The sequence below is a fragment of the Fundicoccus sp. Sow4_D5 genome (assembly GCF_052116365.1).
Classification (GTDB): domain Bacteria; phylum Bacillota; class Bacilli; order Lactobacillales; family Aerococcaceae; genus Fundicoccus.
On the sequence record NZ_JBQKLF010000004.1, the window covers coordinates 156648 to 179956 of the forward strand.

The 23309-nt window shown below is 38.0% G+C and carries 39 protein-coding genes; all 39 read right to left on the reverse strand.

Annotation, left to right across the window (positions count from 1 at the left end; genetic code table 11):
• Positions 1-2: 2 nt before the first annotated feature.
• The 39 genes from ACTQ45_RS06985 to ACTQ45_RS07175 all read right to left on the reverse strand — a co-directional run bounded on the left by ACTQ45_RS06985 (position 3) and on the right by ACTQ45_RS07175 (position 22957).
• Entirely contained in the window at positions 3-809 is an 807-nt protein-coding gene (locus ACTQ45_RS06985) for an energy-coupling factor transporter transmembrane component T family protein (RefSeq protein ID WP_441753403.1), read from the reverse strand.
• A gap of 4 nt (positions 810-813) precedes the next feature.
• Complete coding sequence (locus ACTQ45_RS06990) at positions 814-1704, reverse strand: energy-coupling factor ABC transporter ATP-binding protein (protein WP_441763323.1); 891 nt, start codon at positions 1702-1704, stop codon at positions 814-816.
• A complete protein-coding gene (locus ACTQ45_RS06995; protein ID WP_441763324.1) occupies positions 1674-2513 on the reverse strand; it encodes an energy-coupling factor ABC transporter ATP-binding protein in 840 nt (279 codons plus the stop codon). The genes ACTQ45_RS06990 and ACTQ45_RS06995 overlap by 31 nt, the downstream gene beginning before the upstream one ends.
• A gap of 323 nt (positions 2514-2836) precedes the next feature.
• On the reverse strand, positions 2837-3217 hold the full coding sequence (gene rplQ / locus ACTQ45_RS07000) for a 50S ribosomal protein L17 (RefSeq protein WP_441753408.1): 381 nt from the start codon (positions 3215-3217) through the stop codon (positions 2837-2839).
• 34 nt (positions 3218-3251) lie between these two features.
• Positions 3252-4196 carry a DNA-directed RNA polymerase subunit alpha gene (locus ACTQ45_RS07005; RefSeq protein WP_441763325.1) on the reverse strand — a complete coding sequence of 315 codons (945 nt, stop codon included), beginning with the start codon at positions 4194-4196 and terminating at the stop codon, positions 3252-3254.
• Between the two features lie 84 nt (positions 4197-4280).
• Positions 4281-4673, reverse strand: a complete 393-nt coding sequence (gene rpsK, locus ACTQ45_RS07010; protein WP_441753412.1) for a 30S ribosomal protein S11 — start codon at positions 4671-4673, stop codon at positions 4281-4283.
• Between the two features lie 35 nt (positions 4674-4708).
• Positions 4709-5071, reverse strand: a complete 363-nt coding sequence (gene rpsM, locus ACTQ45_RS07015) for a 30S ribosomal protein S13 (protein ID WP_441753414.1) — start codon at positions 5069-5071, stop codon at positions 4709-4711.
• 28 nt (positions 5072-5099) lie between these two features.
• Positions 5100-5213: a 50S ribosomal protein L36 gene (gene rpmJ, locus ACTQ45_RS07020; RefSeq protein WP_153831128.1), complete on the reverse strand. Its 114-nt coding sequence runs from the start codon at positions 5211-5213 to the stop codon at positions 5100-5102.
• 33 nt (positions 5214-5246) lie between these two features.
• Positions 5247-5465, reverse strand: coding sequence for a translation initiation factor IF-1 (gene infA / locus ACTQ45_RS07025; protein ID WP_153831127.1), 219 nt, complete (start codon positions 5463-5465; stop codon positions 5247-5249).
• 60 nt (positions 5466-5525) lie between these two features.
• Positions 5526-6176 carry an adenylate kinase gene (locus tag ACTQ45_RS07030; protein ID WP_441763326.1) on the reverse strand — a complete coding sequence of 217 codons (651 nt, stop codon included), beginning with the start codon at positions 6174-6176 and terminating at the stop codon, positions 5526-5528.
• Positions 6177-6205: 29 nt separating this feature from the next.
• A complete protein-coding gene (secY, locus tag ACTQ45_RS07035) occupies positions 6206-7498 on the reverse strand; it encodes a preprotein translocase subunit SecY (RefSeq protein WP_441763327.1) in 1293 nt (430 codons plus the stop codon).
• Entirely contained in the window at positions 7498-7938 is a 441-nt protein-coding gene (gene rplO, locus ACTQ45_RS07040; RefSeq protein WP_441753420.1) for a 50S ribosomal protein L15, read from the reverse strand. Before rplO ends, secY begins: the two co-directional genes overlap by 1 nt.
• Positions 7939-7971: 33 nt before the next feature.
• On the reverse strand, positions 7972-8151 hold the full coding sequence (gene rpmD / locus ACTQ45_RS07045) for a 50S ribosomal protein L30 (RefSeq protein ID WP_441753422.1): 180 nt from the start codon (positions 8149-8151) through the stop codon (positions 7972-7974).
• 13 nt (positions 8152-8164) lie between these two features.
• Positions 8165-8668 carry a 30S ribosomal protein S5 gene (rpsE, locus tag ACTQ45_RS07050; RefSeq protein WP_441753424.1) on the reverse strand — a complete coding sequence of 168 codons (504 nt, stop codon included), beginning with the start codon at positions 8666-8668 and terminating at the stop codon, positions 8165-8167.
• 20 nt (positions 8669-8688) lie between these two features.
• Positions 8689-9045 (reverse strand): 50S ribosomal protein L18, encoded by a 357-nt coding sequence (gene rplR, locus ACTQ45_RS07055; protein WP_441753426.1) that lies wholly within the window; start codon positions 9043-9045, stop codon positions 8689-8691.
• Between the two features lie 60 nt (positions 9046-9105).
• Positions 9106-9642, reverse strand: coding sequence for a 50S ribosomal protein L6 (gene rplF, locus ACTQ45_RS07060; RefSeq protein WP_441753427.1), 537 nt, complete (start codon positions 9640-9642; stop codon positions 9106-9108).
• 43 nt (positions 9643-9685) lie between these two features.
• Positions 9686-10084, reverse strand: a complete 399-nt coding sequence (gene rpsH / locus ACTQ45_RS07065) for a 30S ribosomal protein S8 (RefSeq protein ID WP_441753429.1) — start codon at positions 10082-10084, stop codon at positions 9686-9688.
• 37 nt (positions 10085-10121) lie between these two features.
• Positions 10122-10307 (reverse strand): type Z 30S ribosomal protein S14, encoded by a 186-nt coding sequence (locus ACTQ45_RS07070; RefSeq protein ID WP_441753431.1) that lies wholly within the window; start codon positions 10305-10307, stop codon positions 10122-10124.
• Between the two features lie 18 nt (positions 10308-10325).
• The gene (rplE, locus tag ACTQ45_RS07075) at positions 10326-10868 is read right to left on the reverse strand and encodes a 50S ribosomal protein L5 (protein ID WP_441753433.1); all 543 of its coding nucleotides are present in this window, start codon (positions 10866-10868) and stop codon (positions 10326-10328) included.
• Positions 10869-10892: 24 nt separating this feature from the next.
• Complete coding sequence (rplX, locus tag ACTQ45_RS07080) at positions 10893-11198, reverse strand: 50S ribosomal protein L24 (protein WP_441753434.1); 306 nt, start codon at positions 11196-11198, stop codon at positions 10893-10895.
• Positions 11199-11223: 25 nt separating this feature from the next.
• On the reverse strand, positions 11224-11592 hold the full coding sequence (gene rplN, locus ACTQ45_RS07085) for a 50S ribosomal protein L14 (protein WP_441753436.1): 369 nt from the start codon (positions 11590-11592) through the stop codon (positions 11224-11226).
• Between the two features lie 33 nt (positions 11593-11625).
• On the reverse strand, positions 11626-11889 hold the full coding sequence (rpsQ, locus tag ACTQ45_RS07090) for a 30S ribosomal protein S17 (RefSeq protein ID WP_441753438.1): 264 nt from the start codon (positions 11887-11889) through the stop codon (positions 11626-11628).
• A gap of 23 nt (positions 11890-11912) precedes the next feature.
• The gene (gene rpmC, locus ACTQ45_RS07095; protein WP_441753440.1) at positions 11913-12107 is read right to left on the reverse strand and encodes a 50S ribosomal protein L29; all 195 of its coding nucleotides are present in this window, start codon (positions 12105-12107) and stop codon (positions 11913-11915) included.
• Positions 12097-12531, reverse strand: coding sequence for a 50S ribosomal protein L16 (gene rplP / locus ACTQ45_RS07100; RefSeq protein WP_441753442.1), 435 nt, complete (start codon positions 12529-12531; stop codon positions 12097-12099). The genes rpmC and rplP overlap by 11 nt, the downstream gene beginning before the upstream one ends.
• Before the next feature lie 3 nt (positions 12532-12534).
• The gene (gene rpsC, locus ACTQ45_RS07105) at positions 12535-13191 is read right to left on the reverse strand and encodes a 30S ribosomal protein S3 (protein ID WP_441753443.1); all 657 of its coding nucleotides are present in this window, start codon (positions 13189-13191) and stop codon (positions 12535-12537) included.
• Positions 13192-13194: 3 nt separating this feature from the next.
• Positions 13195-13551, reverse strand: coding sequence for a 50S ribosomal protein L22 (rplV, locus tag ACTQ45_RS07110; RefSeq protein WP_441753445.1), 357 nt, complete (start codon positions 13549-13551; stop codon positions 13195-13197).
• A gap of 18 nt (positions 13552-13569) precedes the next feature.
• Positions 13570-13851, reverse strand: coding sequence for a 30S ribosomal protein S19 (gene rpsS, locus ACTQ45_RS07115; RefSeq protein ID WP_441753447.1), 282 nt, complete (start codon positions 13849-13851; stop codon positions 13570-13572).
• Between the two features lie 37 nt (positions 13852-13888).
• Complete coding sequence (rplB, locus tag ACTQ45_RS07120) at positions 13889-14719, reverse strand: 50S ribosomal protein L2 (protein ID WP_441753448.1); 831 nt, start codon at positions 14717-14719, stop codon at positions 13889-13891.
• 33 nt (positions 14720-14752) lie between these two features.
• Entirely contained in the window at positions 14753-15046 is a 294-nt protein-coding gene (gene rplW / locus ACTQ45_RS07125) for a 50S ribosomal protein L23 (RefSeq protein WP_441753449.1), read from the reverse strand.
• On the reverse strand, positions 15046-15669 hold the full coding sequence (gene rplD, locus ACTQ45_RS07130; protein ID WP_441753451.1) for a 50S ribosomal protein L4: 624 nt from the start codon (positions 15667-15669) through the stop codon (positions 15046-15048). Before rplD ends, rplW begins: the two co-directional genes overlap by 1 nt.
• A gap of 26 nt (positions 15670-15695) precedes the next feature.
• A complete protein-coding gene (gene rplC / locus ACTQ45_RS07135; RefSeq protein WP_441753452.1) occupies positions 15696-16331 on the reverse strand; it encodes a 50S ribosomal protein L3 in 636 nt (211 codons plus the stop codon).
• Positions 16332-16354: 23 nt separating this feature from the next.
• Positions 16355-16663: a 30S ribosomal protein S10 gene (rpsJ, locus tag ACTQ45_RS07140; RefSeq protein WP_441753454.1), complete on the reverse strand. Its 309-nt coding sequence runs from the start codon at positions 16661-16663 to the stop codon at positions 16355-16357.
• A gap of 669 nt (positions 16664-17332) precedes the next feature.
• On the reverse strand, positions 17333-17638 hold the full coding sequence (locus ACTQ45_RS07145; protein ID WP_441763328.1) for a hypothetical protein: 306 nt from the start codon (positions 17636-17638) through the stop codon (positions 17333-17335).
• 63 nt (positions 17639-17701) lie between these two features.
• Positions 17702-18334: a uroporphyrinogen decarboxylase family protein gene (locus ACTQ45_RS07150; protein WP_441763329.1), complete on the reverse strand. Its 633-nt coding sequence runs from the start codon at positions 18332-18334 to the stop codon at positions 17702-17704.
• Positions 18335-18394: 60 nt separating this feature from the next.
• The gene (locus ACTQ45_RS07155; protein ID WP_441763330.1) at positions 18395-19096 is read right to left on the reverse strand and encodes an amino acid ABC transporter permease; all 702 of its coding nucleotides are present in this window, start codon (positions 19094-19096) and stop codon (positions 18395-18397) included.
• A gap of 2 nt (positions 19097-19098) precedes the next feature.
• Entirely contained in the window at positions 19099-19788 is a 690-nt protein-coding gene (locus ACTQ45_RS07160) for an amino acid ABC transporter permease (RefSeq protein ID WP_441763331.1), read from the reverse strand.
• 140 nt (positions 19789-19928) lie between these two features.
• Complete coding sequence (locus ACTQ45_RS07165; RefSeq protein WP_441753459.1) at positions 19929-20798, reverse strand: transporter substrate-binding domain-containing protein; 870 nt, start codon at positions 20796-20798, stop codon at positions 19929-19931.
• Between the two features lie 22 nt (positions 20799-20820).
• Positions 20821-21567 (reverse strand): amino acid ABC transporter ATP-binding protein, encoded by a 747-nt coding sequence (locus ACTQ45_RS07170; protein WP_441763332.1) that lies wholly within the window; start codon positions 21565-21567, stop codon positions 20821-20823.
• A 208-nt stretch (positions 21568-21775) separates the two neighbouring features.
• Complete coding sequence (locus ACTQ45_RS07175; protein WP_441753463.1) at positions 21776-22957, reverse strand: ABC transporter substrate-binding protein; 1182 nt, start codon at positions 22955-22957, stop codon at positions 21776-21778.
• Between the last annotated feature and the right edge of the window lie 352 nt (positions 22958-23309).

Here is a 23309-nt window from a genome sequence, read left to right on the forward strand (position 1 = left end):
TCCTATAATGAAATAAAACGTAAGGCTATTAAGACTATTGTGATTGCTAAGTAACCTAAGCACACATATAAATCATTACGATCGAAATCTAATTGGCGATACTTAGTACGCCCTTCGCCACCACGGTAACCACGTGCTTCCATGGCTGTAGCCATTTCTTCAGCACGGTTAAAGGCACTGACGAATAAAGGAACTAGTATTGGAATAATAGCCTTCATTCGATCAACAAAATTTCCTTGGTTAAATTCAACGCCACGTGCTCTCTGGGCATTCATGATTCGTTGGGCTTCATCCATCAATGTCGGTACATAACGTAACGCGATTGACAACATTAAGGCGATTTCGTGAGCCGGGAAACCAAATCGAGCTAATGGACGGAGTAAATGTTCGATTCCATCCGTTAGTTCTAATGGTGCAGTTGTCAACGTTAATAATGTCGACATCATAATAATTAAAACTAATCTGGCAAAGATAAATGCCCCATTCATTAGACCAGCAGATGTAATCTGAAAGACCCAAAACTGCAAATATACTGTCCCACCTGTGGTAAATAACACTTGAAATACGACTGTAAATAGAATTAACCAAATTAAAGGCTTCACTCCATTCAAGAAGAACTTGATATCAATCCCACTCAACCAGATCGCAAAAAACGTAAAGAGTGTAAGTAATAGATAGGATAACCAGTTATTCGCCAAGAAAATAATCAGAATAAAATAGAAACTGCCAAGCAATTTCGTTCTAGGATCTAACTTATGAACGAAGCTGTTCGACTTAATATAACGACCTAATAACATTTTTTCTAGCATTTACTTACGCCTCCTCTGCCTGATTGAATGCTTTGATATTAATCAAATAATCCGCTAGTTCTTCAACCGTTAAAGGGGCTTGCTTCACTTCTGGAAGAAGCAAATCCGTTTGTTCAGTAATTCGTGTTTTAAAGGCCATTGCTTGGGGTAGACTCAATTGTTTTTTATCTAACCATTCGGCATCTTCGAATACTTGGGCTGGGCTACCATTCTTGACCATCGTCCCTTTTTCCATCACGATCACATTATCTGCATATTTAGCTACATCATCCATCTGATGTGTAACAAGTACGAGCGTAATGTTCATTGTCTTATGTAAGTTAATAAACATTTCCATCATATTCTTGTGACCTAAAGGATCTAAGCCTGCCGTTGGCTCATCCAAAACTAACACTTCTGGTTCTAAAGCGAGCACACCAGCAATCGCTACACGGCGCATTTGGCCTCCACTTAAATCAAAAGGTGAACGCTCATATAAAAACTCTGGTATACCGACTAGTTCTAGTTTCTCTTTAGCAATACGCATGGCTTCATCTTCGGAAACATCGAAATTTAAAGGTCCAAACATCACATCTTTTAAAACAGTTTCTTCGAATAATTGAGCCTCAGGAAACTGAAAGACTACTCCCACTTTTTTACGTAAAGGTTTCAATGTCTTGTGTTCGGAAGTTGAGGTAACTTTCTCTCCAACGACGGTTACTGACCCTGATGTGGGACGTAAGAGTACATTCAAGTGCTGAATCAAAGTAGACTTACCAGAGCCTGTATGACCAACAATCGCTGTTACTTTATTCTCCGGAATTGCTAAATTAACATTATGCAAAACATCCACAGCAAAAGGAGTGTTTGGACTATAAGTAAAACTTACTTGATCAAATATGATTTGATTAACCATTCAAATAGCGCCTCCTCATTTAAATAGGTATCTGGCAGTTCAACTCCACGCTGAATTAAAGCTTGTTTTAATTTTTGCGCAAATGGAACATCTAGTCCCATAGTGACTAAATCATCACCTAATGCAAAAATATTCGCCGGAGTATCACGGTTCATTATTTTCCCTTGATTCATCACAAAGATTCGGTCAGCATAACTTGCTTCATCAATATCATGAGTAATAGAAATCACTGTTAAATTAAACTCTTTTTTTAGTTCTCTAATGGCAGCTATCACTTCTCGACGACCTAATGGGTCAAGCATAGCAGTTGCTTCATCAAGAATTACTACATCTGGACGTAAGGCAATAACACTCGCTAGTGCTACCCTTTGCTTTTGACCACCAGATAAACGGGCTGGTTCATGTTCACGGAAATTTGAAATACGGACTTGTTCTAATGCGTCTTCAATACGTGTTAACATTTCTTCACGAGGGATGCCATTGTTTTCCAAACCAAACGCAATATCATCTTCAACCGTTGCTCCGACAAATTGATTATCCGGATTTTGGAAAACCATTCCTACAGCACGACGAGCGTCCCAAACAGTTTCTTCATTTAAAAGTTCTCCGTTAATATGGACTTGACCTTCATAAGGTACTAATAAGCCATTGATAATCTTGGCTAATGTCGACTTCCCTGATCCATTCGGTCCTATGATCGCTATCCATTCACCTTTCTTAATTTCCAATGAGACACCTTGTAAAGCGTCCGTTTCATTGTTCGGATACTGAAACGATATATTATTTAATGCAATGATTGGTTGAGACATTCCATCCACTCCCTATCTCTAATTATTGGTTCACAGAATATGTAAAAATAAACCTTCGTTAAATACTAGTGGTTTTCTTTCATACTTAAAGTGTCATTCAATCTTTCGTCCTTGTCAAACAACAAATATAAAGAATCACATTTTAAGTATAAAAAAAACACTTAAACGATGAATAGCACGTGATTGAGACCAACTATAAAAATTGACCTCAATCATTGAATAATAGTGATTTTAACTGATTATTCGTGCTATAGAGCTAGACTAATAAACAATATTTATTAATCGTAACACTCTCCATCATAAAAGTGAATCACATAGAGCAATTATACTAACTCTAAGATTACCATTGGTGCAGCGTCTCCACGTCTAGGTCCTTTTTTAAGGATGCGTGTATAACCACCATTACGGTTCTCATAGCGTGTTGCGTAAGTATCGAATAAACGATCTAGAACACGTTCGATTACTACCTTATCATCTTCAATTCTAGCGTCAGCAATTTCATTGCGTAAGAAAGCTGCTGCAGCACGACGTGATGATAAATCGCCTTTTTTAGCCAAAGTAATCATTTTATCAACTGTTTTACGAACTTCTTTAGCGCGAGCTTCAGTTGTTTCGATACGTTCGTTAATGATAACGTCAGTTGTTAAATCGCGTAATAATGCTTTACGTTGCGCACTTTTACGTCCTAATTTACGGTATGCCATTAAAATTTTCCTCCTTTTCTAACAAATGAAAAGTTTAGTCTTCTTCACGTAAACCTAACTCTAGACCAGCTAACTTATTCTTAACTTCTTCAAGTGATTTACGTCCGAGGTTACGTACTTTCATCATTTCAGACTCAGTCTTATTCGTTAATTCTTGGATAGTATTAATACCAGCACGTTTTAAACAATTGTATGAACGAACAGATAAATCTAATTCTTCAATTGTCATGACTAGCATTTTTTCTTTTTCTGCTTCTTCTTTTTCAACCATGATTTCAGCTTGACGTGCTTCATCACTTAAGTTCACAAAGATATTTAAATGTTCAGTTAAGATTTTAGCAGCTAAACTTAATGATTTCTCAGGACTGATTGAACCGTCTGTCCAGATATCCATTGTAAGTTTATCGTAAACATTTTTCTGTCCGATGCGTGTATTCTCAACTTGATAATTTACTTTATGAACAGGTGTATAGATAGAGTCAATTGGTAAGACTCCAATAGGCATATCTTCACGTTTATTATGTTCTCCACGAACATAGCCACGTCCATTTGATACATTTAATTGAATATCTAATTGTGCACCTTCAGCTAAAGTACAAATATATAAATCTGGATTTAGAATCTGTACTTCATTATCATGAATGATGTCTGCAGCGGTAACAGTTTTGGGACCAGTAACATTTAATTCGATTACTTTGTCTTCTTGAGTGTGAAGTTTCAATGCAAGTTCTTTCAAATGTAAGATGATTGTTGGGACATCCTCAACCACACCTTTTACAGTTGCAAATTCATGCAACACTCCATCAATCTGAATGCTAGTAACAGCAGATCCAGGCAAAGAAGATAATAAAATACGACGTAATGAGTTTCCAAGGGTTGTGCCATAACCACGCTCTAGTGGTTCAATGACGATTTTTCCATATTTGGAATCGTCACTGACTTCAATCGTTCTAATTTCTGGTTTTTCAATTTCGATCATTGATTATTCTGCCCCTTTCAAAACGTTTTGTTTCAATGATAATTTAGATGCATAATAGTTAGACAAACAATGTCACAATTATCATTAGACACGGCGACGTTTTGGTGGACGACAACCGTTGTGTGGAATTGGTGTTACGTCACGAATTGCAGTTACTTCTAGACCAGTAGCTTGTAAAGAGCGGATTGCAGATTCACGACCTGAACCAGGACCTTTTACAGTAACTTCTAGTGTTTTCATGCCATGTTCCATTGCTCCTTTAGCAGCAACTTCTGATGCCATTTGAGCAGCAAATGGTGTAGATTTTTTTGATCCACGGAATCCTAAAGATCCAGCTGATGACCATGAAATCGCGTTACCATTTACATCTGTAATCATAACGATTGTGTTGTTAAAAGTAGAGCGAATATGTGCAATACCTTTTTCAACATTTTTTCTTACACGACGGCGTCTACGTGTTTGTTGTTTTTTTGCCATGAAGTTTTTTACCTCCTTCATCTAAGTTATGTTAATTATTTTTTACCAGTGATTGATTTTTTAGGTCCTTTACGAGTACGGGCGTTGTTTTTAGTGTTCTGTCCACGTACAGGTAAATTACGACGGTGACGGTTTCCACGGTAAGAACCGATTTCTTGTAGACGTTTAATGTTTAAGCTTACTTCACGTCTTAAGTCACCTTCGACTTTTAATGCATCAATGATACCACGGACACGATCTAACTCATCGTTAGTCAAATCTTTCACACGAGTGTCTTCTGACACGTTAGCTTCAGCTAAGATGTTTTGAGCAGTTGTGCTTCCGATTCCGAAAATATATGTTAATGCAATAACTACGCGTTTTTCACGCGGAATATCTATTCCAGCAATACGAGCCATATATCTGTTTGCCTCCTTATCTTACTTATTAACCTTGACGTTGTTTATGTTTCGGGTTTTCACAAATGACCATTACTCGTCCGTTACGGCGAATAATTTTACATTTCTCACAAATTGGTTTTACTGATGCTCTAACTTTCAACTATGTCCCTCCTTAACTACTTGGCGGATGGTCTTATTTAAAGCGGTATGTAATTCGTCCACGCGATAAATCATAAGGAGACAATTCAATTGTTACCTTATCACCTGGTAGAATACGAATGTAGTTCATTCTAATCTTACCTGAAACGTGAGCTAAAATTTCATGCCCGTTTTCTAATTCAACCTTAAACATTGCATTTGGTAAAGTTTCAATGACTGTACCTTCTACTTCGATAACATCATCTTTAGCCATTATTACTTCCTCCTTTTAACAATCTTTTTACTGATATACAAAACAAGTGACGAAATAAATCTATTTCTCTAATATTGTACGAATCTCACGGTAAACTTCCTCAATTGATTGTTCACCATTGATTTTGTGTAATAGACCGCGTTGGTTGTAATAATCAAGTATAGGTCGAATTGATTCCATTTGAAGATTAATTCGATGTGCTACTCTTTCAGGTTTATCGTCTTCTCTTTGATAGAAATCATGTGACCCGCAGTTATCGCAAACACCATCCTCGGTAGGAGGATTGTAAATTTTATGATAAGTCGCGCCACACTCTCTACAAATGATACGTCCACTTAAACGAGCTTTTAAGACATCAGGATCAACATCAATTAGAATAACTGCATCGATTTGAGTATCTAAAGTATTCAAGTTTTCTTCTAATGCTTCAGCTTGCACTTTAGTACGAGGATACCCGTCTAACATGAAGCCTGTCGCTTTAACATCAGCTTGCGCTAATCTTTCACGAACTAAACCATTAGTTACGTCATCTGGAACTAAATCACCACGGTCTGTGAATGATTTAGCTTCTAATCCAAGAGGTGTTTCATCTTTGATTGCTTGTCTGAAAATATCGCCTGTCGAAATATGAACAATGTCATAATCTCTAGCAATTTGTTCACTTTGAGTACCTTTACCTGCACCCGGCAATCCCATTAATAATATATTCATCTTTATCTTCCTTCGTTTTTTAATACGTTTTATTCTTGAAGAAATCCTTGGTAACGACGTTTTACCATTCGACCTTCAATTTGTTTAGCTGTTTCAATTGCTACTCCAACAACGATTAATAAACTTGTACCACTAAGTGATATTTGCATTGGTACGTTCCATATAAAACCAATTGCAATTGGCATTACCGCGATAAACGTTAAGTAAAATGCACCAACACCACTTAATCGATTGATAAGATTTGTAATATACAATTCTGTATCATGTCCAGGTCTCACGCTTGGGATATAAGCGCTTTGTTTCTGAAGATTTTCAGCAACTTTCTCTGGATTGACTTGTACTAGAGCATAGAAATATGCAAAAGCAATAATTAAAATTGTATAGAAAATAGCACCAAGTGGGTGTTGAAGACTAAATAAATTTACAATAAATTGCATCCAAGTACTATTTGGATCTGTATCCATAAATCCAAGAATAGTTTCAGGTGTTGTAATAAATGACGATGCAAAAATTACAGGAATAACCCCAGCGGAATTAATTTTTAAAGGTAAATGAGCAGTATGGCTTGCGCCAGATGCTTTCTTCGAGTGATGTATTGGTATACGTCTTTGAGCTCTTTCCATTAAAACTACAATTACAATCAGCACAACAATTACTAAGATCACTGCTAATAAAATTAGAATGTTCATTCCTAATTGATCGCCTGCATTCACAATGCTTGTAGAAACATAACTGTAAATTTCTTTTGGAACTTCTGCAACAATCCCTGCGAAAATTAACATTGAAACACCATTTCCAATTCCGTTACGAGTGATTTGCTCACCTAACCAAATTAAGAACATTGTTCCAGCTGTTAATACTAAGGCAATTGTAAGATAAGTTGCCACGCTTGGGTTTCTCACTAAGCCTAAACCTGATAATTGGTTAAATCCGACTGAAATTCCCACCGATTGTACAAATCCTAAGACAATAGCTGTGTAAGTAGTCGTTTGATTTAACTTACGACGACCTACCTCACCTTGTTTTGCCCATTCGGTCAACTTAGGAATAATATCCATCTGTAACAATTGAATGATAATTGAAGCCGTAATGTAAGGCGAGACACCCATCGCAAAAATAGAGTATCTTTGTAACGCCCCACCGCCGAAAGTATTCAATAGTCCAGCCAAACCACCATCGGTAAGCGACTGTATTTCTGCTGCATTCACACCAGGAACTGGAATATGAGACCCAAGCCGAAAGACTGCAAGAATAAATAATGTAAACAATATTCTTTGACGTATATCCTTAATGGTGAAGGCATTCTTCAAAAATGAAAACATTAAATCACCTCGATTGATCCACCAGCTGCAGTAATTGCTTCTTCTGCTGCTTTGGAGAATTTAGCTGCTTGTACAGTTAATTTTCGTTCCAGTTGTCCCTCACCTAAAATTTTAATACCTGATAATTCGTTTTTAACGATTCCAGCTTCGATTAATAGAGCTGGGTTTACTGTTGTACCATCTTCAAAACGGTTTAAAGTTTCTAAGTTAACAACAGCATAGTCTTTACGGTTAACATTGTTGAATCCACGTTTTGGAATACGTCTGAACAATGCTGTTTGTCCACCTTCGAATCCTAAACGCACTCCACCACCTGAACGTTGTTTTTGTCCTTTTGATCCACGTCCAGCTGTTTTCCCGTTACCAGAACCTTGACCACGACCTACACGGTTACGTTCTTGTCTAGATCCTTCTGCTGGTTTTAATGTATGAAGTTTCATTAATTGGCACCTCCTTATACTAGTCTACAGTAATTACGCTTCTTTTACTTCTACTAAGTGACTGATTGTTTGAACCATACCACGAATCGCTTCGTTATCAGGTTTAACAACTGCTTTATGCAATTTAGTTAAGCCTAATGCTTTAGCTGTATCGACTTGGTTTTGAGGACGTCCAATCAAGCTACGCTTTAAAGTGATTTCTAAGTTTGCCATTGTACAGTCCTCCTTATCCTAATAGTTCTTCAACAGTTTTGCCACGTAGTGCAGCAACTTCTTCGACAACTTTTAATTGTTCTAAACCTTTAACAGTTGCACGAATCATGTTGATTGGGGTATTTGACCCTAATGATTTACTTGTTATATCAGCAACGCCCGCTAATTCCATAACGGCACGAACTGGACCACCTGCAGCAACTCCCGAACCGGCAGTAGCTGGTTTTAATAACACACGTCCACCACAGAATTCTCCGATAGTTTCATGTGGAATTGTAGTACCTGACATTGGTACAGCGATTAAGTTTTTCTTAGCAGATTCTACAGCTTTACGAATTGCTTCTGGTACTTCTTGTGCTTTACCTGTACCAAAACCAACGTGACCATTTTTGTCACCAACTACGACTAAAGCAGAGAAACGTAAACGACGTCCACCCTTTACTACTTTAGTAACACGGTTGATCGCAACTACACGCTCTTCGATTTCTCCTAGATTATCTGGATTGATAAATACCATGAATAGGTGTCCTCCTTTTCTTAAAATTCTAAGCCGTTTTCACGAGCTCCGTCAGCTAAAGCTTTAACACGTCCGTGGAATAAATATCCACCACGGTCAAATACAACTTTCTTGTATCCATTAGCTATAGCACGTTCAGCGATTAATTTTCCAACTGCAGTTGATTGCTCAACTTTAGTTCCTTTTTCAATTGCTGAATCATTACTAGAGGCACTTGCAAGCGTCACACCCGCTACGTCATCAATTAATTGAGCGTAGATGTTAGTATTCGAACGGAATACGTTCAAGCGTGGGCACTCAGCAGTACCAGAGATTTTGTTTCTTACACGATTATGTCTTTTTTGACGTAATTTGTTTTTATCTGGTTTAGTAATCACAATTGTCACCTCTTTATCTTAATTTTTAATGTATATATATAGGAGATACGATCAGGTAAATTATTTACCTGTCTTACCTTCTTTACGACGTACTAATTCGTCAACGTAACGAATACCTTTACCTTTATAAGGCTCTGGTGGACGTACCGCACGGATATTAGCAGCTAATTCGCCAACTTTTTCTTTGTTGAAACCTTCAACAATGATTTTTGTGTTAGCAGGTACTTCAACAGAAACACCTTCTGAACCTTCGAATTCGACCGGATGAGATAGACCAACGCTTAATACAAGTTTTTCTCCTTGTTTTTGAGCACGGTAACCAACACCGATTAATTCTAATTCTTTTTTGAAGCCTTCAGATACACCAATAACCATGTTATTGACGATAGAACGAGTTGTTCCGTGTAATGAACGGCTAAGTTTAGATTCGTTAGGACGAGTGAATACTACTTCGTTTTCGTTAACTTCAACTTGGATGTTGTGGTTTAACTCACGAGTTAATTCGCCCTTTGGTCCTTTGACAGTCACTGTATGACCATCGATTTCTACGGTTACGCCAGCTGGGATTGTTACAGGTTTTTTACCAATACGACTCACAGGGCTGCACCTCCTTGTTTAATTTTATAATAATTTGGTAGGATTACCAAATGTAAGCTAATACTTCTCCACCAACGCTTTGTTGACGTGCTTGTTTATCAGTTACAACACCTGTTGATGTTGAGATAATTGCTATACCTAAACCGTTTAACACTTTAGGTACATCCTCTGATTTAGCATATACACGTAAACCTGGTTTAGAAATACGTTTAATACCAGTGATTACTTTTTCGTTGTTACGACCGTATTTTAAGAATACTTTAATTACGTTTTGTTTGTTATCTTCAGCTACCTCGTAGTTTTTGATGAAACCTTCTTGTTTTAAGATTTCAGCAATCGCTACTTTCGCGTTTGAAGAAGGAGCAGATACAGTTTTGTGTCCTACGCTGTTTGCGTTACGGATACGTGTTAGGAAATCTGCGATTGGATCTGTCATTACCATTTATGTTTACCTCCTTAGTTACTAATATTCGTCAAAATTACCAGCTAGCTTTTCTAACGCCAGGAATTTGGCCCTTGTATGCTAACTCACGGAAGCAAATACGGCAAAGTTTGAATTTACGGTAAACAGAATGTGGACGACCGCAACGCTCGCATCGTGTATACTCTTGCACTTTGAACTTCGGTGTACGTTTGTTTTTTTCTCTCATCGATGTTTTAGCCATTAATTATTCGCCTCCTTATTATTTTTTGAATGGCATGCCAAGTTCTTTTAACAAAGCATGTGATTCTTCGTCTGTGTTTGCAGTAGTTACAATAACAATGTCCATACCGCGAACTTTATCTACATTATCGTAGCTGATTTCAGGGAAAATTAATTGTTCTTTCACACCTAAAGTGTAGTTACCGCGACCATCGAAAGATTTATTGCTAATTCCTTGGAAGTCACGAACACGTGGTAATGAAACAGTAATTAATTTATCTAAGAAATCATACATTCTTTCGCCACGTAATGTTACTTTAGCTCCAATTGGCATACCTTCACGTAGACGGAAGCCTGCAATTGATTTTTTAGCTTTAGTGATGATTGGTTTTTGACCAGTTAATAATGTTAGTTCATCGACAGCTTTGTCTAAGTTTTTAGCATTAGTAGTCGCATCGCCAACACCCATGTTTACAACAATTTTGTCTACTTGAGGTACTTGCATAACTGAAGTATAGTTAAATTGTTCAACTAGTTTAGCTGTTACGTCATTTTTATATTTAGCTTTTAAACGGTTTTCCATTTAATAGGATCCTCCTTCCACGGATTAGTTAATTGTTTCGTTTGATTTTTTTGCAAAACGAACTTTTTTTCCATCTTCGAAACGATAACCAACGCGTGTTGCTTCTCCTGATGTAGGATCAACCAACTTCACATTAGATACATGGATCGGTGCTGAAATTTCTTCAATTCCACCAGTAGCACTTTGAGATGGTTTAGTATGTTTTTTTGCAATGTTTAAGCCTTCAACGATTACTTTGTTTTTAGCTGGTAAAGTTTTGATAACAGTTCCTGTTTTCCCTTTATCTTTACCTGCAATAAGTTGAACTTTATCGCCAGATTTGATACGCATGAATTGTTTCCTCCTTTGTGTGTAATTATAAAACTTCTGGAGCTAATGAAACAATCTTCATATAGTTGTGATCACGTAATTCACGTGCAACTGGTCCAAAGATACGCGTACCGCGGGGACTCTTATCATCACGAATAATAACACATGCGTTTTCGTCAAATTTTATATAAGATCCGTCTTTGCGGCGAGCTCCTGATTTTGTACGTACGATTACTGCTTTAACAATGTCACCTTTTTTGACAACTCCACCTGGTGTTGCTTGTTTGACCGTTGCAACAATCACATCACCAATATTTGCTGTCTTACGACCTGATCCGCCTAAAACCTTAATTGTTAAGACTTCACGTGCTCCTGAGTTATCGGCAACTTTTAATCGACTTTCTTGTTGAATCATTTCGATGTCCTCCTTCCGAAATTAACTAATGTATTAGATAACGACTGCTTTTTCAACAATCTCTAATAAGCGGAAGCGTTTCGTCGCTGATAATGGACGAGTTTCCATAATACGAACGATGTCGCCTTCTTTTGCACTATTTAATTCATCATGTGCTTTATATTTTTTAGAGTATTTTACACGTTTACCATATTTAGGGTGTGTTTTACGAGTATCAACTTGAACCGTAATTGTTTTGTCCATTTTATCAGACACAACACGACCAAGGTAAACTTTACGTTTGTTACGTTCACTCATTCTATTTGCCTCCTTTTGCTAGTCTACTTAGACAATTCTTGCTCACGCAAGACTGTTTTGATACGAGCAATTGATTTACGTACGTGACGTAAACGGGCAGTGTTTTCTAACTGTCCCGTCGCCAATTGGAATCGAAGGTTGAACAATTCTTGCTTGAATTCTTTTTCTTTCTCAACCATTTCAGCGGCGGTTAGTTCTCTAATATCTTTAATTTGCATTCGATTCACCACCATATTCTTCGCGTTTTACAAATTTAGTTTTGATTGGTAATTTGTGAGAGGCAAGACGTAATGCTTCACGTGCTACTTCTTCAGATACACCGTCGATTTCGAATAAGATCTTACCACGTTTAACTGGTGATACCCATCCTTCTGGTGCTCCTTTACCTTTACCCATACGAACTCCGATAGCCTTAGACGTATATGATTTATGAGGGAAGATTTTAATCCATACTTTCCCACCACGTTTCATGTAACGAGTCATCGCAATACGTGCTGCTTCAATTTGACGGTTTGTAATCCATTTAGATTCAACCGCTCTTAAACCATAAGTTCCAAAGTCAACATTTTTGCCGCCTTTTGCTTCTCCGCGCATTTTACCACGGAATTCACGACGGTGCTTTACACGTTTAGGTACTAACATTGATTAGTTCCCTCCTTTCGTAGAATTTTTTTTCGCTGGTAAGATTTCACCGCGACAAATCCAAACTTTAACTCCTAATTTACCATAAGTTGTATCTGCTTCTTCCCAAGCGTAGTCGATATCTGAACGTAAAGTATGTAATGGAACAGTTCCTTCAGTATATGACTCAGTACGTGCCATATCTGCACCGTTTAAACGGCCTGAAACCATTGTTTTAACACCTTTAGCGCCAGCTTTCATAACGCGTTGGATCGCTTGTTTTTGTGCACGACGGAATGCTACACGGTTTTCTAACTGGTTAGCAATGTCTAATGCAACTAATTTAGCATCTAAACTTGGTTCTTTAATCTCAACAATATTAATGTGTACTTTCTTGCCTGTTAATTTAGTTAACCCAGCACGAACTGCATCAACTTCTGATCCACCTTTACCAATAACCATACCTGGTTTAGCAGTGTGAACAGAAACTACCACGCGGTTAGCTGCACGTTCGATTTGAATCGTTGAAACAGAGGCATCTGAAAGTTTGGTGTATAGGTATTCACGGATTTTTAAGTCTTCGTGTAGGAATTCTGCATATTTTTTATCTGCAAACCATTTTGCATCCCAGTCGCGAATGATACCAACACGCATACCTATTGGATGTACTTTTTGTCCCATGGATTAAGCCTCCTCTTTTTCTGATACCACAACAGTAATGTGGCTTGTACGTTTTAAGATTTGCGAAGCTGAACCTTTAGCTCTTGGACGGAAACGTTTCATCGTTGGTCCCTCATCCACAAATACTTCACTTACGTATAAGTTTTCTAAATCTAAATCATAGTTATGTTCAGCGTTTGCGATTGCTGACATTAGTACTTTTTCTACTACTGGTGCTGCGCCATTAGGCGTGAATTTCAAAATTGAAATTGCTTCACCGATTTGCTTACCTCTGATAAGATCGACCACTAAACGAACTTTACGAGGGGCAATACGAACTGTTTTAGCTACTGCTTTAGCAGATGTAATTTGTTCTGTCATTTAAATTCCCTCCTTCGTCTAGCGTCTTTTCGTTTTCTTATCTTCGGCAACGTGACCTCTATATGTACGAGTTGGTACGAACTCACCTAATTTATGTCCTACCATGTCTTCTTGTACGTATACTGGCACGTGTTTGCGACCGTCATATACAGCAATCGTTAACCCAATAAAGTTCGGGAAGATTGTTGAACGACGAGACCATGTTTTAATAACTTGTTTTTTTGCGCTTTCTTGTTGTTCCTCAACTTTTTTCATTAAGTGAGAGTCAACGAAAGGCCCTTTTTTCAAACTACGACTCACAGTGTGTAGCCTCCCTTCGAATTGTTCATCTAATCAATTATTTTTTGCGTCCGCGGACAATTAACTTGCTAGATTTTTTCTTCTTGTTACGCGTTTTAAGACCTAGAGTTGGTTTGCCCCATGGTGACATTGGAGATGGACGACCGATAGGTGCTTTACCTTCACCACCACCGTGTGGGTGATCGTTAGGGTTCATTACAGATCCACGAACAGTTGGACGTTTAGATAACCAACGTGAACGACCTGCTTTACCGATGTTAATTAATTCGTGTTGTTCGTTTCCTACAACACCAATAGTTGCACGACAAGTTGATAAGATCATACGTACTTCACCTGAGTTAAGACGTACTAAAGTGTATTTACCTTCTTGACCTAATACTTGTGCGCTTGTACCAGCTGAACGAATTAATTGAGCACCTTTACCAGGTTTCAATTCGATGTTGTGAATTACAGTACCTACTGGAATGTCAATCAATGCTAGTGCGTTACCAACTTTGATATCTGCTTGAGATCCTGATTCAATCTTTTGGCCTACTTTTAAGCCTTTTGGTGCAATGATGTAAGTTTTAACACCATCTTCATAATGTACTAACGCAATGTTAGCTGTACGGTTTGGATCGTACTCAATTGTTGCAATTGTTCCGATTACTCCGTCTTTGTTACGTTTAAAGTCAATCACACGGTAAGCACGTTTGTTACCACCACCGTGGTGACGAACTGTGATTTTACCTTGGCTGTTACGGCCGGCATGTTGTTTTTGTGATTCTAGTAATGTTTTTTCAGGTGTTTTAGTTGTGATCTCTGAAAAGTCATAACCAGTCATATTACGACGAGCGTTAGTAGTCGCTTTGTAATGTTTAATCGCCACTATGTTTCCCTCCTGTTTCGATTATTCAAGTAATTATTCAGCGTTAGCGAATAATTCGATAGTGTTTGAATCTGCAGTCAATGTAATAACTGCTTTCTTGTATTTACGTGTGTAGCCGCTATGACGACCAACGCGTTTAGCTTTTCCAGCTACGTTAAGTGTATTAACTTTAGCTACTTTTACACCGTCAAACATTGCTTCAACAGCTTGTCTGATATGTGTTTTGTTAGCACGAGTGTCAACTTCGAATGTGAATTTGTTGTCATCCATAAGCATCATTGATTGTTCAGTGATGATTGGACGTAAAATTACTTCTGATAATTGCATTATGCTAAAGCCTCCTCTACTGTTGAAAGTGCAGCTTTTGTAATAATTACTTTGTCGTAAGTTACTACATCTAGAACATTCACGTTGTAGTCATCAATGACTTTAACGTTTGGAATGTTACGTGCTGATAAGTAAGTGTTAGCGTTGTCGCCTTCTAAGATTAGAAGTGTTTTTTCTGAAACATTTAAGCCAGCCAACACAGCTTTGAATTCTTTTGTTTTAGGTGCATCAAAGTTTAATGCATCTACTACTACCAAGTTGTTCTCTTGAACTTTCTGTGAAAGTACTGAATGTAGCGCTAAGCGACGTACTTTTCTTGGTAATTTATAACTATATGAACGAGGTGTTGGTCCAAAAACAACTCCACCACCAACCCATTGAGGTGATCTTGTTGAACCTTGACGTGCACGACCAGTTCCTTTTTGTCTCCATGGCTTACGTCCACCACCACGTACATCACTTCTGTTTTTAACTGCGTGTGTACCTTGGCGTAATGAAGCACGTTGCATGATGACAGCATCGAAAATTACGCTTTCGTTTGGTTCAATTCCAAACACAGCTTCATTTAATTCTACTTCTCCGGCTGTTGAACCGTCTTGTTTATATAAAGTAACTTTTGGCATTCTCTCGTTCCTCCCTTCTCGATATATTATTTAACTGTTTTAATTGCTTGTTTAACTTCAACTAAAGATTTTTTAGATCCAGGAACGTTACCTTTAATTAAGATGACGTTGTTTTCTGTATCTACAGAAACTACTTCAAGGTTTTGGATAGTTACACGTTCGCCACCTGTTTGTCCAGGTAATTTTTTACCTTTGAAGACTTTAGATGGATCCGATGCCATACCCATTGATCCAACACGACGGTGGTAACGAGAACCGTGAGATTCTGGACCGCGTGATTGACCATGACGCTTGATAGCACCTTGGAATCCTTTACCTTTTGATGTACCCGTCACGTCGACGACATCACCAACCACGAATGTTTCTACTGTGATTTCTTGCCCTACTTCATATTCCCCTAGCTCAACATCACGAAACTCGCGAATGAAGCGCTTAGGAGTAGCATTTGCTTTTGCTACATGACCTTTTGCAGGTTTGTTTGATAATACTTCACGCATGTCTTGGTAACCAACTTGTACAGCTTCGTAACCATCAGTTTCGTTTGTTTTAACTTGTAAAACAACGTTTGCTGGGGCTTGGATTACTGTTACAGGGATTAATTCACCGTTTTCCGTAAAGAATTGAGTCATTCCTACTTTTGTTCCTAAGATTCCTTTGGTCATGAGTACACCTCCATTTTTTTATTTTATAATTTAATTTCTACGTCCACGCCACTTGGTAAATCTAACTTCATTAAAGCGTCTACTGTTTTAGCAGTTGGCTCTAAGATGTCGATTACACGTTTGTGTGTGCGCATTTCGAATTGCTCACGTGAATCTTTGTATTTGTGCGTTGCACGAATAACTGTATATAAAGAGCGGTCAGTTGGCAATGGAATTGGTCCTGCCGTTTTAGCTCCCGTTCTTTGTGCTGATTCAACGATTTTGTTCGCTGAAACATCTAAAGCTCTATGCTCATATGCTTTTAAGCGAATACGAATTTTTTGTTTTGCCATGATTAATTTCCTCCTTCGTCAATTTTAAAAATGACTTGCTCCACAAGAATCTCCAACTTCACTAGCCCGTGGCAACTCGTCCTAGCGTGTCGCAACCTCTCGCTTCATCGCTGTCTTTCCCTTGTTTCCAAGGTTTGCGTTTGTTTCGATTTAAAAAAACCTTCTACAGACACAACGATTATTATATAGAATATAACATGATAATGCAAGGCTTTTTAAAGAAATAATCATAATTTTCTTTAAAGGTTTTTTATGACTTTAATATCCAATCAGAAATCGCTTAGAAACTCAGTGTTACCGAGTGTTTTCTATGTTTTTAAATTTTATCTACTATTATATAGGCTTGAGTTACACTTGAATGTTTTTTAGTAAGATTCTTAAGATGAAAAAAATACAGATGTCTTTAAAATAACCTATCGTTTGCTTATGATCATCACGAGAGTGTGCTTGACAGTGAAACATTGACGGATTGAAGTTGTTTACCCTTGTTGTTGAAGCGTTACAAGCGATTTGGCTATCACCTTGTGTGTTGCTTGCTGTGTAATGTTATAACGTTCAAAACCCGATGTCAATGGATTTTCGTAAATATTTTATGAATACGTTTTACATATGCAAAGTCACAAAAAAAAAGAATCCTTAACTGATCAATAAGGACTCTTTTTGAAAGTATTAGTTGCTTAGCAAGTTCTCTGTTTCTGTTCTCACTTGTTGGATAAAACGAATGGTTGATTCTGCAAAAGGATGACGAATCCCACAACCTGGTGTTAGAATCAAGCCGCGGCCTTGAGTGCTGAGAATTGAGCGATAAATTTGTGAGCGCAGCTCATTTAATCGATTATGTGTAATATCCATTCGGGCAATACCACCCATCACACATTTATTTGTATAATCCAAACCTTCTTTGATTTCTGGTAAAGTTTCCCAAATGTGCCAGTTAAATACTTGAACAGGATAATCTTTGACTAAGTCAAACATAATGTCATTACCGTGAATATGAATGGCATTGAACCAGCCGTTCGCTGCACCTTCAAGTACTTGTTAATCATAAGGTACACCATAAGTTTCATACTGCTTAGCTGTTAACTTCTCGTATGAGCTCATTTGACTAGCAAAGTAGACACCAGCTGCTCCAAGTTCGATCGCTTGTTTAGCTAATTCTGCTGTTGTTTCAGCAATATGTTCTAAGGCTTGATGCAACTGAGTCGCATCATCTTGTTCGAGTAGTTCTACTAGACGACCTTGTGCTAATTTATCTGCTGTCGTTAAAGGACTAAAGACGGTCATGATAACAGGTGCTTGTCCGTCTACGAATTGAAGTAAATGTTTTAAGTGTGTTAATTCTCTTTGTAAGGCAGTAGCAGTGGCTACTTCTAACTTTGCTAGTTTAGTCCAGTCTTGATTTTCTTTGATAGGCGTATCTACTACTTGGGCTACCCCGCCTTTAGCTACTTGGGAAAAATCAATTTCTGTACCGTAGTCTTCTACTGCATACATACCGTTATTCATTGTTTTTATGAAATCCAGGTCATAGTCTTTATATAATTGGAAGCTCGCTTCGGCTAGCTTCTTTGGTTGACGGTCAATGTCAGGCAAGTGTGTCCAAAAAGAAAACGGGATGTTTTGTTGTTTTTGTCCATTAATTGCTTGCTTCATTTTTTCATTTTTATGCATTCAAGTCACACTCCTTTAGTATTAGCTTACTCTACTTATTGTCGCTTATGACAATTGGTTCTATCTAACTTCACCAAATTTAAGTTTATCTTCCACTCGATTGAATATCACTTGTAAGACGCCACAGATGATCCAGTATACAAGGGCAGCTGCTATATAGGATTCTAGGTAACGATAGCTTAGAGCAGCTGCAAAGCGCGCCTGCGCTAAGATATCCACTACCCCGACAGTAAACGCCAGTGATAAACCTTTAATGTTCTTCAAGAAAGCATTTAAGAATAAAGGAATGGCGACACTTAAGGCTTGAGGAATAATGATTCTAGTTAAGTTTTGCCGTCTCGTCATTCCAATTGATTGACCCGCTTCAATTTGCTTAGGATCGATTGATTGAAATGCGCCTCGAATATTTTCTAATTCAACTGCCGCTTCTAATAAAGAGTAGGTTATCAAAACGATAATTAACGAAGGGAATTCGTGTACTTTCAGCGTGACACCAAAAATCGATAATAAGGACACTCCGGCTTCTGGCAATAAATTCATCATGACATACAGATGCACGATTAAGGGTACACCACGCATGTAAGATACGAAGATAGTAACGATTGTCGTCACCATTGGAATTTGTTTGATTTTAACTAGAGCTAACACTGCTCCTAAGATAATTCCGAAGAATAAGATAATTCCAGCTAGGAGGAAGGTTCTTGGTACTGCTTGAAAGACAATCCATATTGTGTCGATCATAATTTGTATATCGAAGTTCATGCCTAGCCCTCCTGTCGGTTATAACGATTATAGTAACGTTCGAGTAGTTGTAAGGCATACGCAAGAACGCTCGATAAAATCCAAAAGATAATAGCGATGGCCACATAGACTTCTAGTTGATAAACTCCGTAAGTATTCGCAATGATGATATTGGCTTGTCCCATGATATCGATTAAACCGATAAGGAATAATAAAGAAGTATCTTTAAGCAAATCGATCAAGGCGTTACTCAAACTGGGTAGGGCAATCGGTAAAACTTGAGGAAAGATAATCCGACGGTGCGTTTGCCAACGTGTCATTCCCACACTTGTTCCAGCCTCATGTTGTTGCTTAGAGACGGCTAAATAGCTAGGTCGTAAAATTTCCGAAACAAAAGCTCCGTTATATAAAACAAGCGCAATAACGGAAAAGACCATACGGTCTATATTATTAATGTTAATGCCAAAGTTACTTAATAAAACCGGTAAACCATAATACACCACAAAAATATGGATAATACCCGGCGTGCTCCGCATAAAGGAAGCATATACTGCAAATAATTGATGGAGGACTGGCACTTTGACAATTCGAATTGCCGCCACAAGAACCGCTAGTAAAAAGCCAAAAAATGCTGATATAAAAAATATATACAGCGTTAAAGGCAAGGTTTTAATTAGTGTCGGTAATGTTTCAAGTATAAATCCAAAATCCATCTCTTCACCTCCAAAGGACTGTTAGTTATATAGTATTAAATTCTTCTATATCGAAAAGGTGTTGCAAGTACATAGAGCGGCACCGGCAACACCTTCACATTGTGATACATGATTTTTGATTTTTAGTAGTTTAGTAAGGATTACTCTGACAATTCGTAATCAAACATGTTTTCGTTGTACCATTTTTCAGATAATTCATCCAAGACACCCTCTTCTTTTAACTGTTGAATCGCAGCATCTAATTTTTCTTTCAAGTCTGTTTGATCATTCGCCAATACGAAATAAGTTGGGTTCACTTGAACTGGTTCGTCAGCTGTATTAACGTTCAGAGATAACTCTTCAATAATATCTGACGCGCCTAAGTTAGACGGCATAACAACTGCATCCGACACCTCATCATTTAACGCTTGGAATCGTTGAGCGAAGTTTCCACTTTCACCTAATTGTAAATCAATCGGTGCTTCTGCATTTTCTTCATTATAAGCTGTCAATAGATTAAAAATTCCACCGTTTGGTGTGACTGGATGAACCACTTTACCCACTAAGTCATCCAATGTTTGAATACTATCATCGTCCGCACGTTTGAAAATCTCAATCGTACTCACACCTGTATGTTCTTCAGGGAATAAGTATAATTCTTCGCGCTCAGCGTTTTTAAAAAGGCCGCCTCCAATAAAGGCATATTTCCCAGTGTCTAAACCAACTTGCGTTGCTTCAGCACTTACTGACTCAATATTTAAATGATAACCTTCGATGACATCATTTATAGCATTAATGACATCCACTTCGTAACCTGTTAACTCACCAGCGTCATTCGTGAAACTAAGTGGGTTTGATGCATTTTCAACCGCTACAGTTACTTCAGTTACATCGTCTTCTGTCGTCGTTTCAACCGCTTCCGTCGTTTCCTCTACTGAAGCGTTTGCTTCTTCTGTTGGTGTATTGCCGTCACCACATGCCACTAAAATTAAAGACACAAGCGCTAAAGCTAAATATTTTAAGTATTTCATAAAAATCTCCCTTTATAATTAATTAATCCGCAAATGGATTTTCTAACTCCTGAACAAACCTACGTGTTCGCTCTTCCTTTGGATTGGTAAAAATCTGTTCCGGTGTTCCTTGTTCAACGATATGACCAGCTTCCATAAAGACAACGTGATTCGACACATATTTCGCAAAATTCATTTCATGCGTGGCGATAACCATCGTCATGCCCGTTTTCGCGACTGTTTGTAGAGCTTTTAAAATCTCAGCCGAGCGTTCCGGATCAAGTGAAGAAGTCGGCTCATCTAATAACATCTCATCAGGATTAAGTGCCATAGCACGCGCAATTCCAATCCTTTGTTGCTGTCCACCAGATAATTGCATCGGGTAAGCATCTAATTTATCACTCATGCCAACCATCTCAATCTGTTCCTTGGCAATTGCTTCTGCTTCCGCTTTAGATTTACCTTGAACAATCGTTAGACCTTCCATAACATTCTCTAATATCGTTTTATTATGGAAAAGGTTATAATTTTGGAATACCATCGCTGTCTTGCGATGTAATTGGATAATCTCATTCTGCGTAGCGCTTTGACAATCCACGCTTACCCCATCTACGATAATATGACCTTTATCGGCACGTTCTAAAAAATTAATGGTCCGTAACAAAGTTGTCTTGCCTGTCCCACTTGGGCCAATGAGTGCCACAACATCACCTTGATTGACCGTTAGATCAATTCCTTTCAAAACTTTGTTTTGCCCAAACGTTTTCTCGATTCCTTCAACTTTTAACATTTTTTACCTCCTTACATTAGTATTCAATACAAACAAAGCGCCTTAACAAACGCCTTATTCCAATAATCATTTTTCTACAGCTAAACTAAAACCGTTTTTAACTAACTTTTTATGACAAATAAAAAAACACCAGGTAAACCATCAACTAATGATGATTCCCTGGTGTAGTGAGTTATTTAATGTCTGACTCTCACAAGCATATTATTTATTACTCTTTCGTCGAACCATCCACTTCAAACACTTCTACGATTTCCCCGTTTTCCATATGAAGCATTGGTGCCGTCTTCACAGCGTTATGGAAATCATCAAATGAGAAGGCACCGGTAATTCCTTCGAACTGTTCGACATTTTCAATAGCGTCACGAACAGCCTCACGGTCAGTTGATCCAGCATCTTCAATTGCTTGGAATAAAAGGTTAGCTGCGTCATATCCCAATGCGCCAAATGTATCGGGTGTTTTACCAAATTTTTCTTCATAAGCAGCAATAAACTCTTTTACCTTTGGATCTTCTGAACCTGTGTGGAAGTGAGACGTATAATATAAATCTGTTGCGTTCTCAGGACCTGCTAACTCCACTAATGTATCACTTGCAAAACCGTGTCCACTCAAGATTGGTTGTGTAATCCCCATTTCACGAGCTTGTTTCGTAATTAAACCACCCTCTGTATAAAAGGCCGGTAAGTAAATTACATCAAAATCTTCCGCCATCAAAGTCGTTAGAATTCCCATAAAGTCCGTTTCTCCACCTGTATAAGACTCTTCTCGGACAATCTCTCCACCTAAACGTTCGAATTCAGCCACAAACGGACCAGCTTGACCAACTGAATAGTCATTGGCTTGGTCAACCAGAACGACTGCTTTAGTTGCACCGAAGTGATCTTGAGCAAAACGAGCGGCTGCGTTCGCTTGATAAGTATAAGTGAAGGCTAAACGGAATAAGTAATTATAAACTTCCCCATCGGCATTCGTTGTTAAATGGTCAGCAGTAGCTGCAGGAATCAAAGTAGGTACACCCGCTTCTTCAATGATTTGACTCTGTACCATCGCGACGTCCGTTGCACCTGGTCCAACAATTGCTACGACATTATCTTCAATCAGTTTTGTCGCAACCGATGCTGTTTCGGTTTTATCAGATTGGTTATCAGCATAAACTAACTCTACTGGACGTCCATCTAATAAACCACCTTGTTCATTGACCTGTTCAACCGCTAACTGTAAGGCTTCAAATAATGCGACACCATATGAAGCAGAGTAACCCGATAGTTCATAGTTCGCACCGACCAAAATCGGTTCTTTATCCTCTTGTGCGCTAGCTGTAATGGCTGGTGCAACCCCTGTTAATAACGCTAGTCCCGTAAATAACTTAATTCCGAATTTTCTAAAGTTCATGCTGTGTTCCTCCTGTATTTGTTTTTATTGTTTAGATCAGATTGTTTAAAATAGAAAAAGCCACCCATTCAATCATCGAATGGGTGGCTTATAAGAAAGTCCCATTCATCATGATGCACGAATAGGACTGTATATTTTATAGAATTTTCTCTATAAATACATAGCCCTTATATTAATAATAATAATAATATTCTGTTGTGCGCATAATGTTTGCATAGGTATACTTCCTTAACTAATTTTAATGTTTTCTAATCCAAAACTAATATAACTCATCTAAATATTAATTACAAGCATTTTCACATATTTTAATAAAAGACAGCGCAGCAGACAAGCATCAATCGCTTCTTATCCG

Bases quoted from the DNA above. Each gene is read 5' to 3' on its own strand.
- rplE (WP_441753433.1), bottom strand. From the start codon at position 10,868: ATGGAAAACCGTTTAAAAGCTAAATATAAAAATGACGTAACAGCTAAA.
- rplD (WP_441753451.1), bottom strand. From the start codon at position 15,669: ATGCCAAAAGTTACTTTATATAAACAAGACGGTTCAACAGCCGGAGAA.
- ACTQ45_RS07160 (WP_441763331.1), bottom strand. From the start codon at position 19,788: ATGGATTTTGGATTTATACTTGAAACATTACCGACACTAATTAAAACC.
- rpsK (WP_441753412.1), bottom strand. From the start codon at position 4,673: ATGGCAAAAAAACAACAAACACGTAGACGCCGTCGTGTAAGAAAAAAT.
- ACTQ45_RS07070 (WP_441753431.1), bottom strand. From the start codon at position 10,307: ATGGCTAAAACATCGATGAGAGAAAAAAACAAACGTACACCGAAGTTC.
- ACTQ45_RS07150 (WP_441763329.1), bottom strand. From the start codon at position 18,334: ATGCATAAAAATGAAAAAATGAAGCAAGCAATTAATGGACAAAAACAA.
- ACTQ45_RS06995 (WP_441763324.1), bottom strand. From the start codon at position 2,513: ATGTCTCAACCAATCATTGCATTAAATAATATATCGTTTCAGTATCCG.
- rplW (WP_441753449.1), bottom strand. From the start codon at position 15,046: ATGCAATTATCAGAAGTAATTTTACGTCCAATCATCACTGAACAATCA.
- ACTQ45_RS07005 (WP_441763325.1), bottom strand. From the start codon at position 4,196: ATGATCGAAATTGAAAAACCAGAAATTAGAACGATTGAAGTCAGTGAC.
- rpsE (WP_441753424.1), bottom strand. From the start codon at position 8,668: ATGGTATTTATCAATCCAGATAATCTAGGAGAAATCGAAGAGCGTGTA.
- rplX (WP_441753434.1), bottom strand. From the start codon at position 11,198: ATGCGTATCAAATCTGGCGATAAAGTTCAACTTATTGCAGGTAAAGAT.
- rplC (WP_441753452.1), bottom strand. From the start codon at position 16,331: ATGACCAAAGGAATCTTAGGAACAAAAGTAGGAATGACTCAATTCTTT.
- rplQ (WP_441753408.1), bottom strand. From the start codon at position 3,217: ATGGCATACCGTAAATTAGGACGTAAAAGTGCGCAACGTAAAGCATTA.
- ACTQ45_RS06985 (WP_441753403.1), bottom strand. From the start codon at position 809: ATGCTAGAAAAAATGTTATTAGGTCGTTATATTAAGTCGAACAGCTTC.
- ACTQ45_RS06990 (WP_441763323.1), bottom strand. From the start codon at position 1,704: ATGGTTAATCAAATCATATTTGATCAAGTAAGTTTTACTTATAGTCCA.
- rplO (WP_441753420.1), bottom strand. From the start codon at position 7,938: ATGAAACTTCATACATTAAAACCAGCAGAAGGATCTAGACAAGAACGT.
- rplV (WP_441753445.1), bottom strand. From the start codon at position 13,551: ATGACAGAACAAATTACATCTGCTAAAGCAGTAGCTAAAACAGTTCGT.
- rpsH (WP_441753429.1), bottom strand. From the start codon at position 10,084: ATGGTAATGACAGATCCAATCGCAGATTTCCTAACACGTATCCGTAAC.
- rpmC (WP_441753440.1), bottom strand. From the start codon at position 12,107: ATGCAAATTAAAGATATTAGAGAACTAACCGCCGCTGAAATGGTTGAG.
- ACTQ45_RS07155 (WP_441763330.1), bottom strand. From the start codon at position 19,096: ATGAACTTCGATATACAAATTATGATCGACACAATATGGATTGTCTTT.
- ACTQ45_RS07170 (WP_441763332.1), bottom strand. From the start codon at position 21,567: ATGTTAAAAGTTGAAGGAATCGAGAAAACGTTTGGGCAAAACAAAGTT.
- ACTQ45_RS07145 (WP_441763328.1), bottom strand. From the start codon at position 17,638: ATGTTTGACTTAGTCAAAGATTATCCTGTTCAAGTATTTAACTGGCAC.
- rpsQ (WP_441753438.1), bottom strand. From the start codon at position 11,889: ATGAGTGAACGTAACAAACGTAAAGTTTACCTTGGTCGTGTTGTGTCT.
- rpsC (WP_441753443.1), bottom strand. From the start codon at position 13,191: ATGGGACAAAAAGTACATCCAATAGGTATGCGTGTTGGTATCATTCGC.
- rpsJ (WP_441753454.1), bottom strand. From the start codon at position 16,663: ATGGCAAAACAAAAAATTCGTATTCGCTTAAAAGCATATGAGCATAGA.
- rplN (WP_441753436.1), bottom strand. From the start codon at position 11,592: ATGATTCAACAAGAAAGTCGATTAAAAGTTGCCGATAACTCAGGAGCA.
- infA (WP_153831127.1), bottom strand. From the start codon at position 5,465: ATGGCTAAAGATGATGTTATCGAAGTAGAAGGTACAGTCATTGAAACT.
- ACTQ45_RS07165 (WP_441753459.1), bottom strand. From the start codon at position 20,798: ATGAAATACTTAAAATATTTAGCTTTAGCGCTTGTGTCTTTAATTTTA.
- rpmD (WP_441753422.1), bottom strand. From the start codon at position 8,151: ATGGCAAACTTAGAAATCACTTTAAAGCGTAGCTTGATTGGACGTCCT.
- ACTQ45_RS07175 (WP_441753463.1), bottom strand. From the start codon at position 22,957: ATGAACTTTAGAAAATTCGGAATTAAGTTATTTACGGGACTAGCGTTA.
- rpsM (WP_441753414.1), bottom strand. From the start codon at position 5,071: ATGGCTCGTATTGCTGGAATAGATATTCCGCGTGAAAAACGCGTAGTT.
- ACTQ45_RS07030 (WP_441763326.1), bottom strand. From the start codon at position 6,176: ATGAATATATTATTAATGGGATTGCCGGGTGCAGGTAAAGGTACTCAA.
- rplP (WP_441753442.1), bottom strand. From the start codon at position 12,531: ATGTTAGTACCTAAACGTGTAAAGCACCGTCGTGAATTCCGTGGTAAA.
- secY (WP_441763327.1), bottom strand. From the start codon at position 7,498: ATGTTTTCATTTTTGAAGAATGCCTTCACCATTAAGGATATACGTCAA.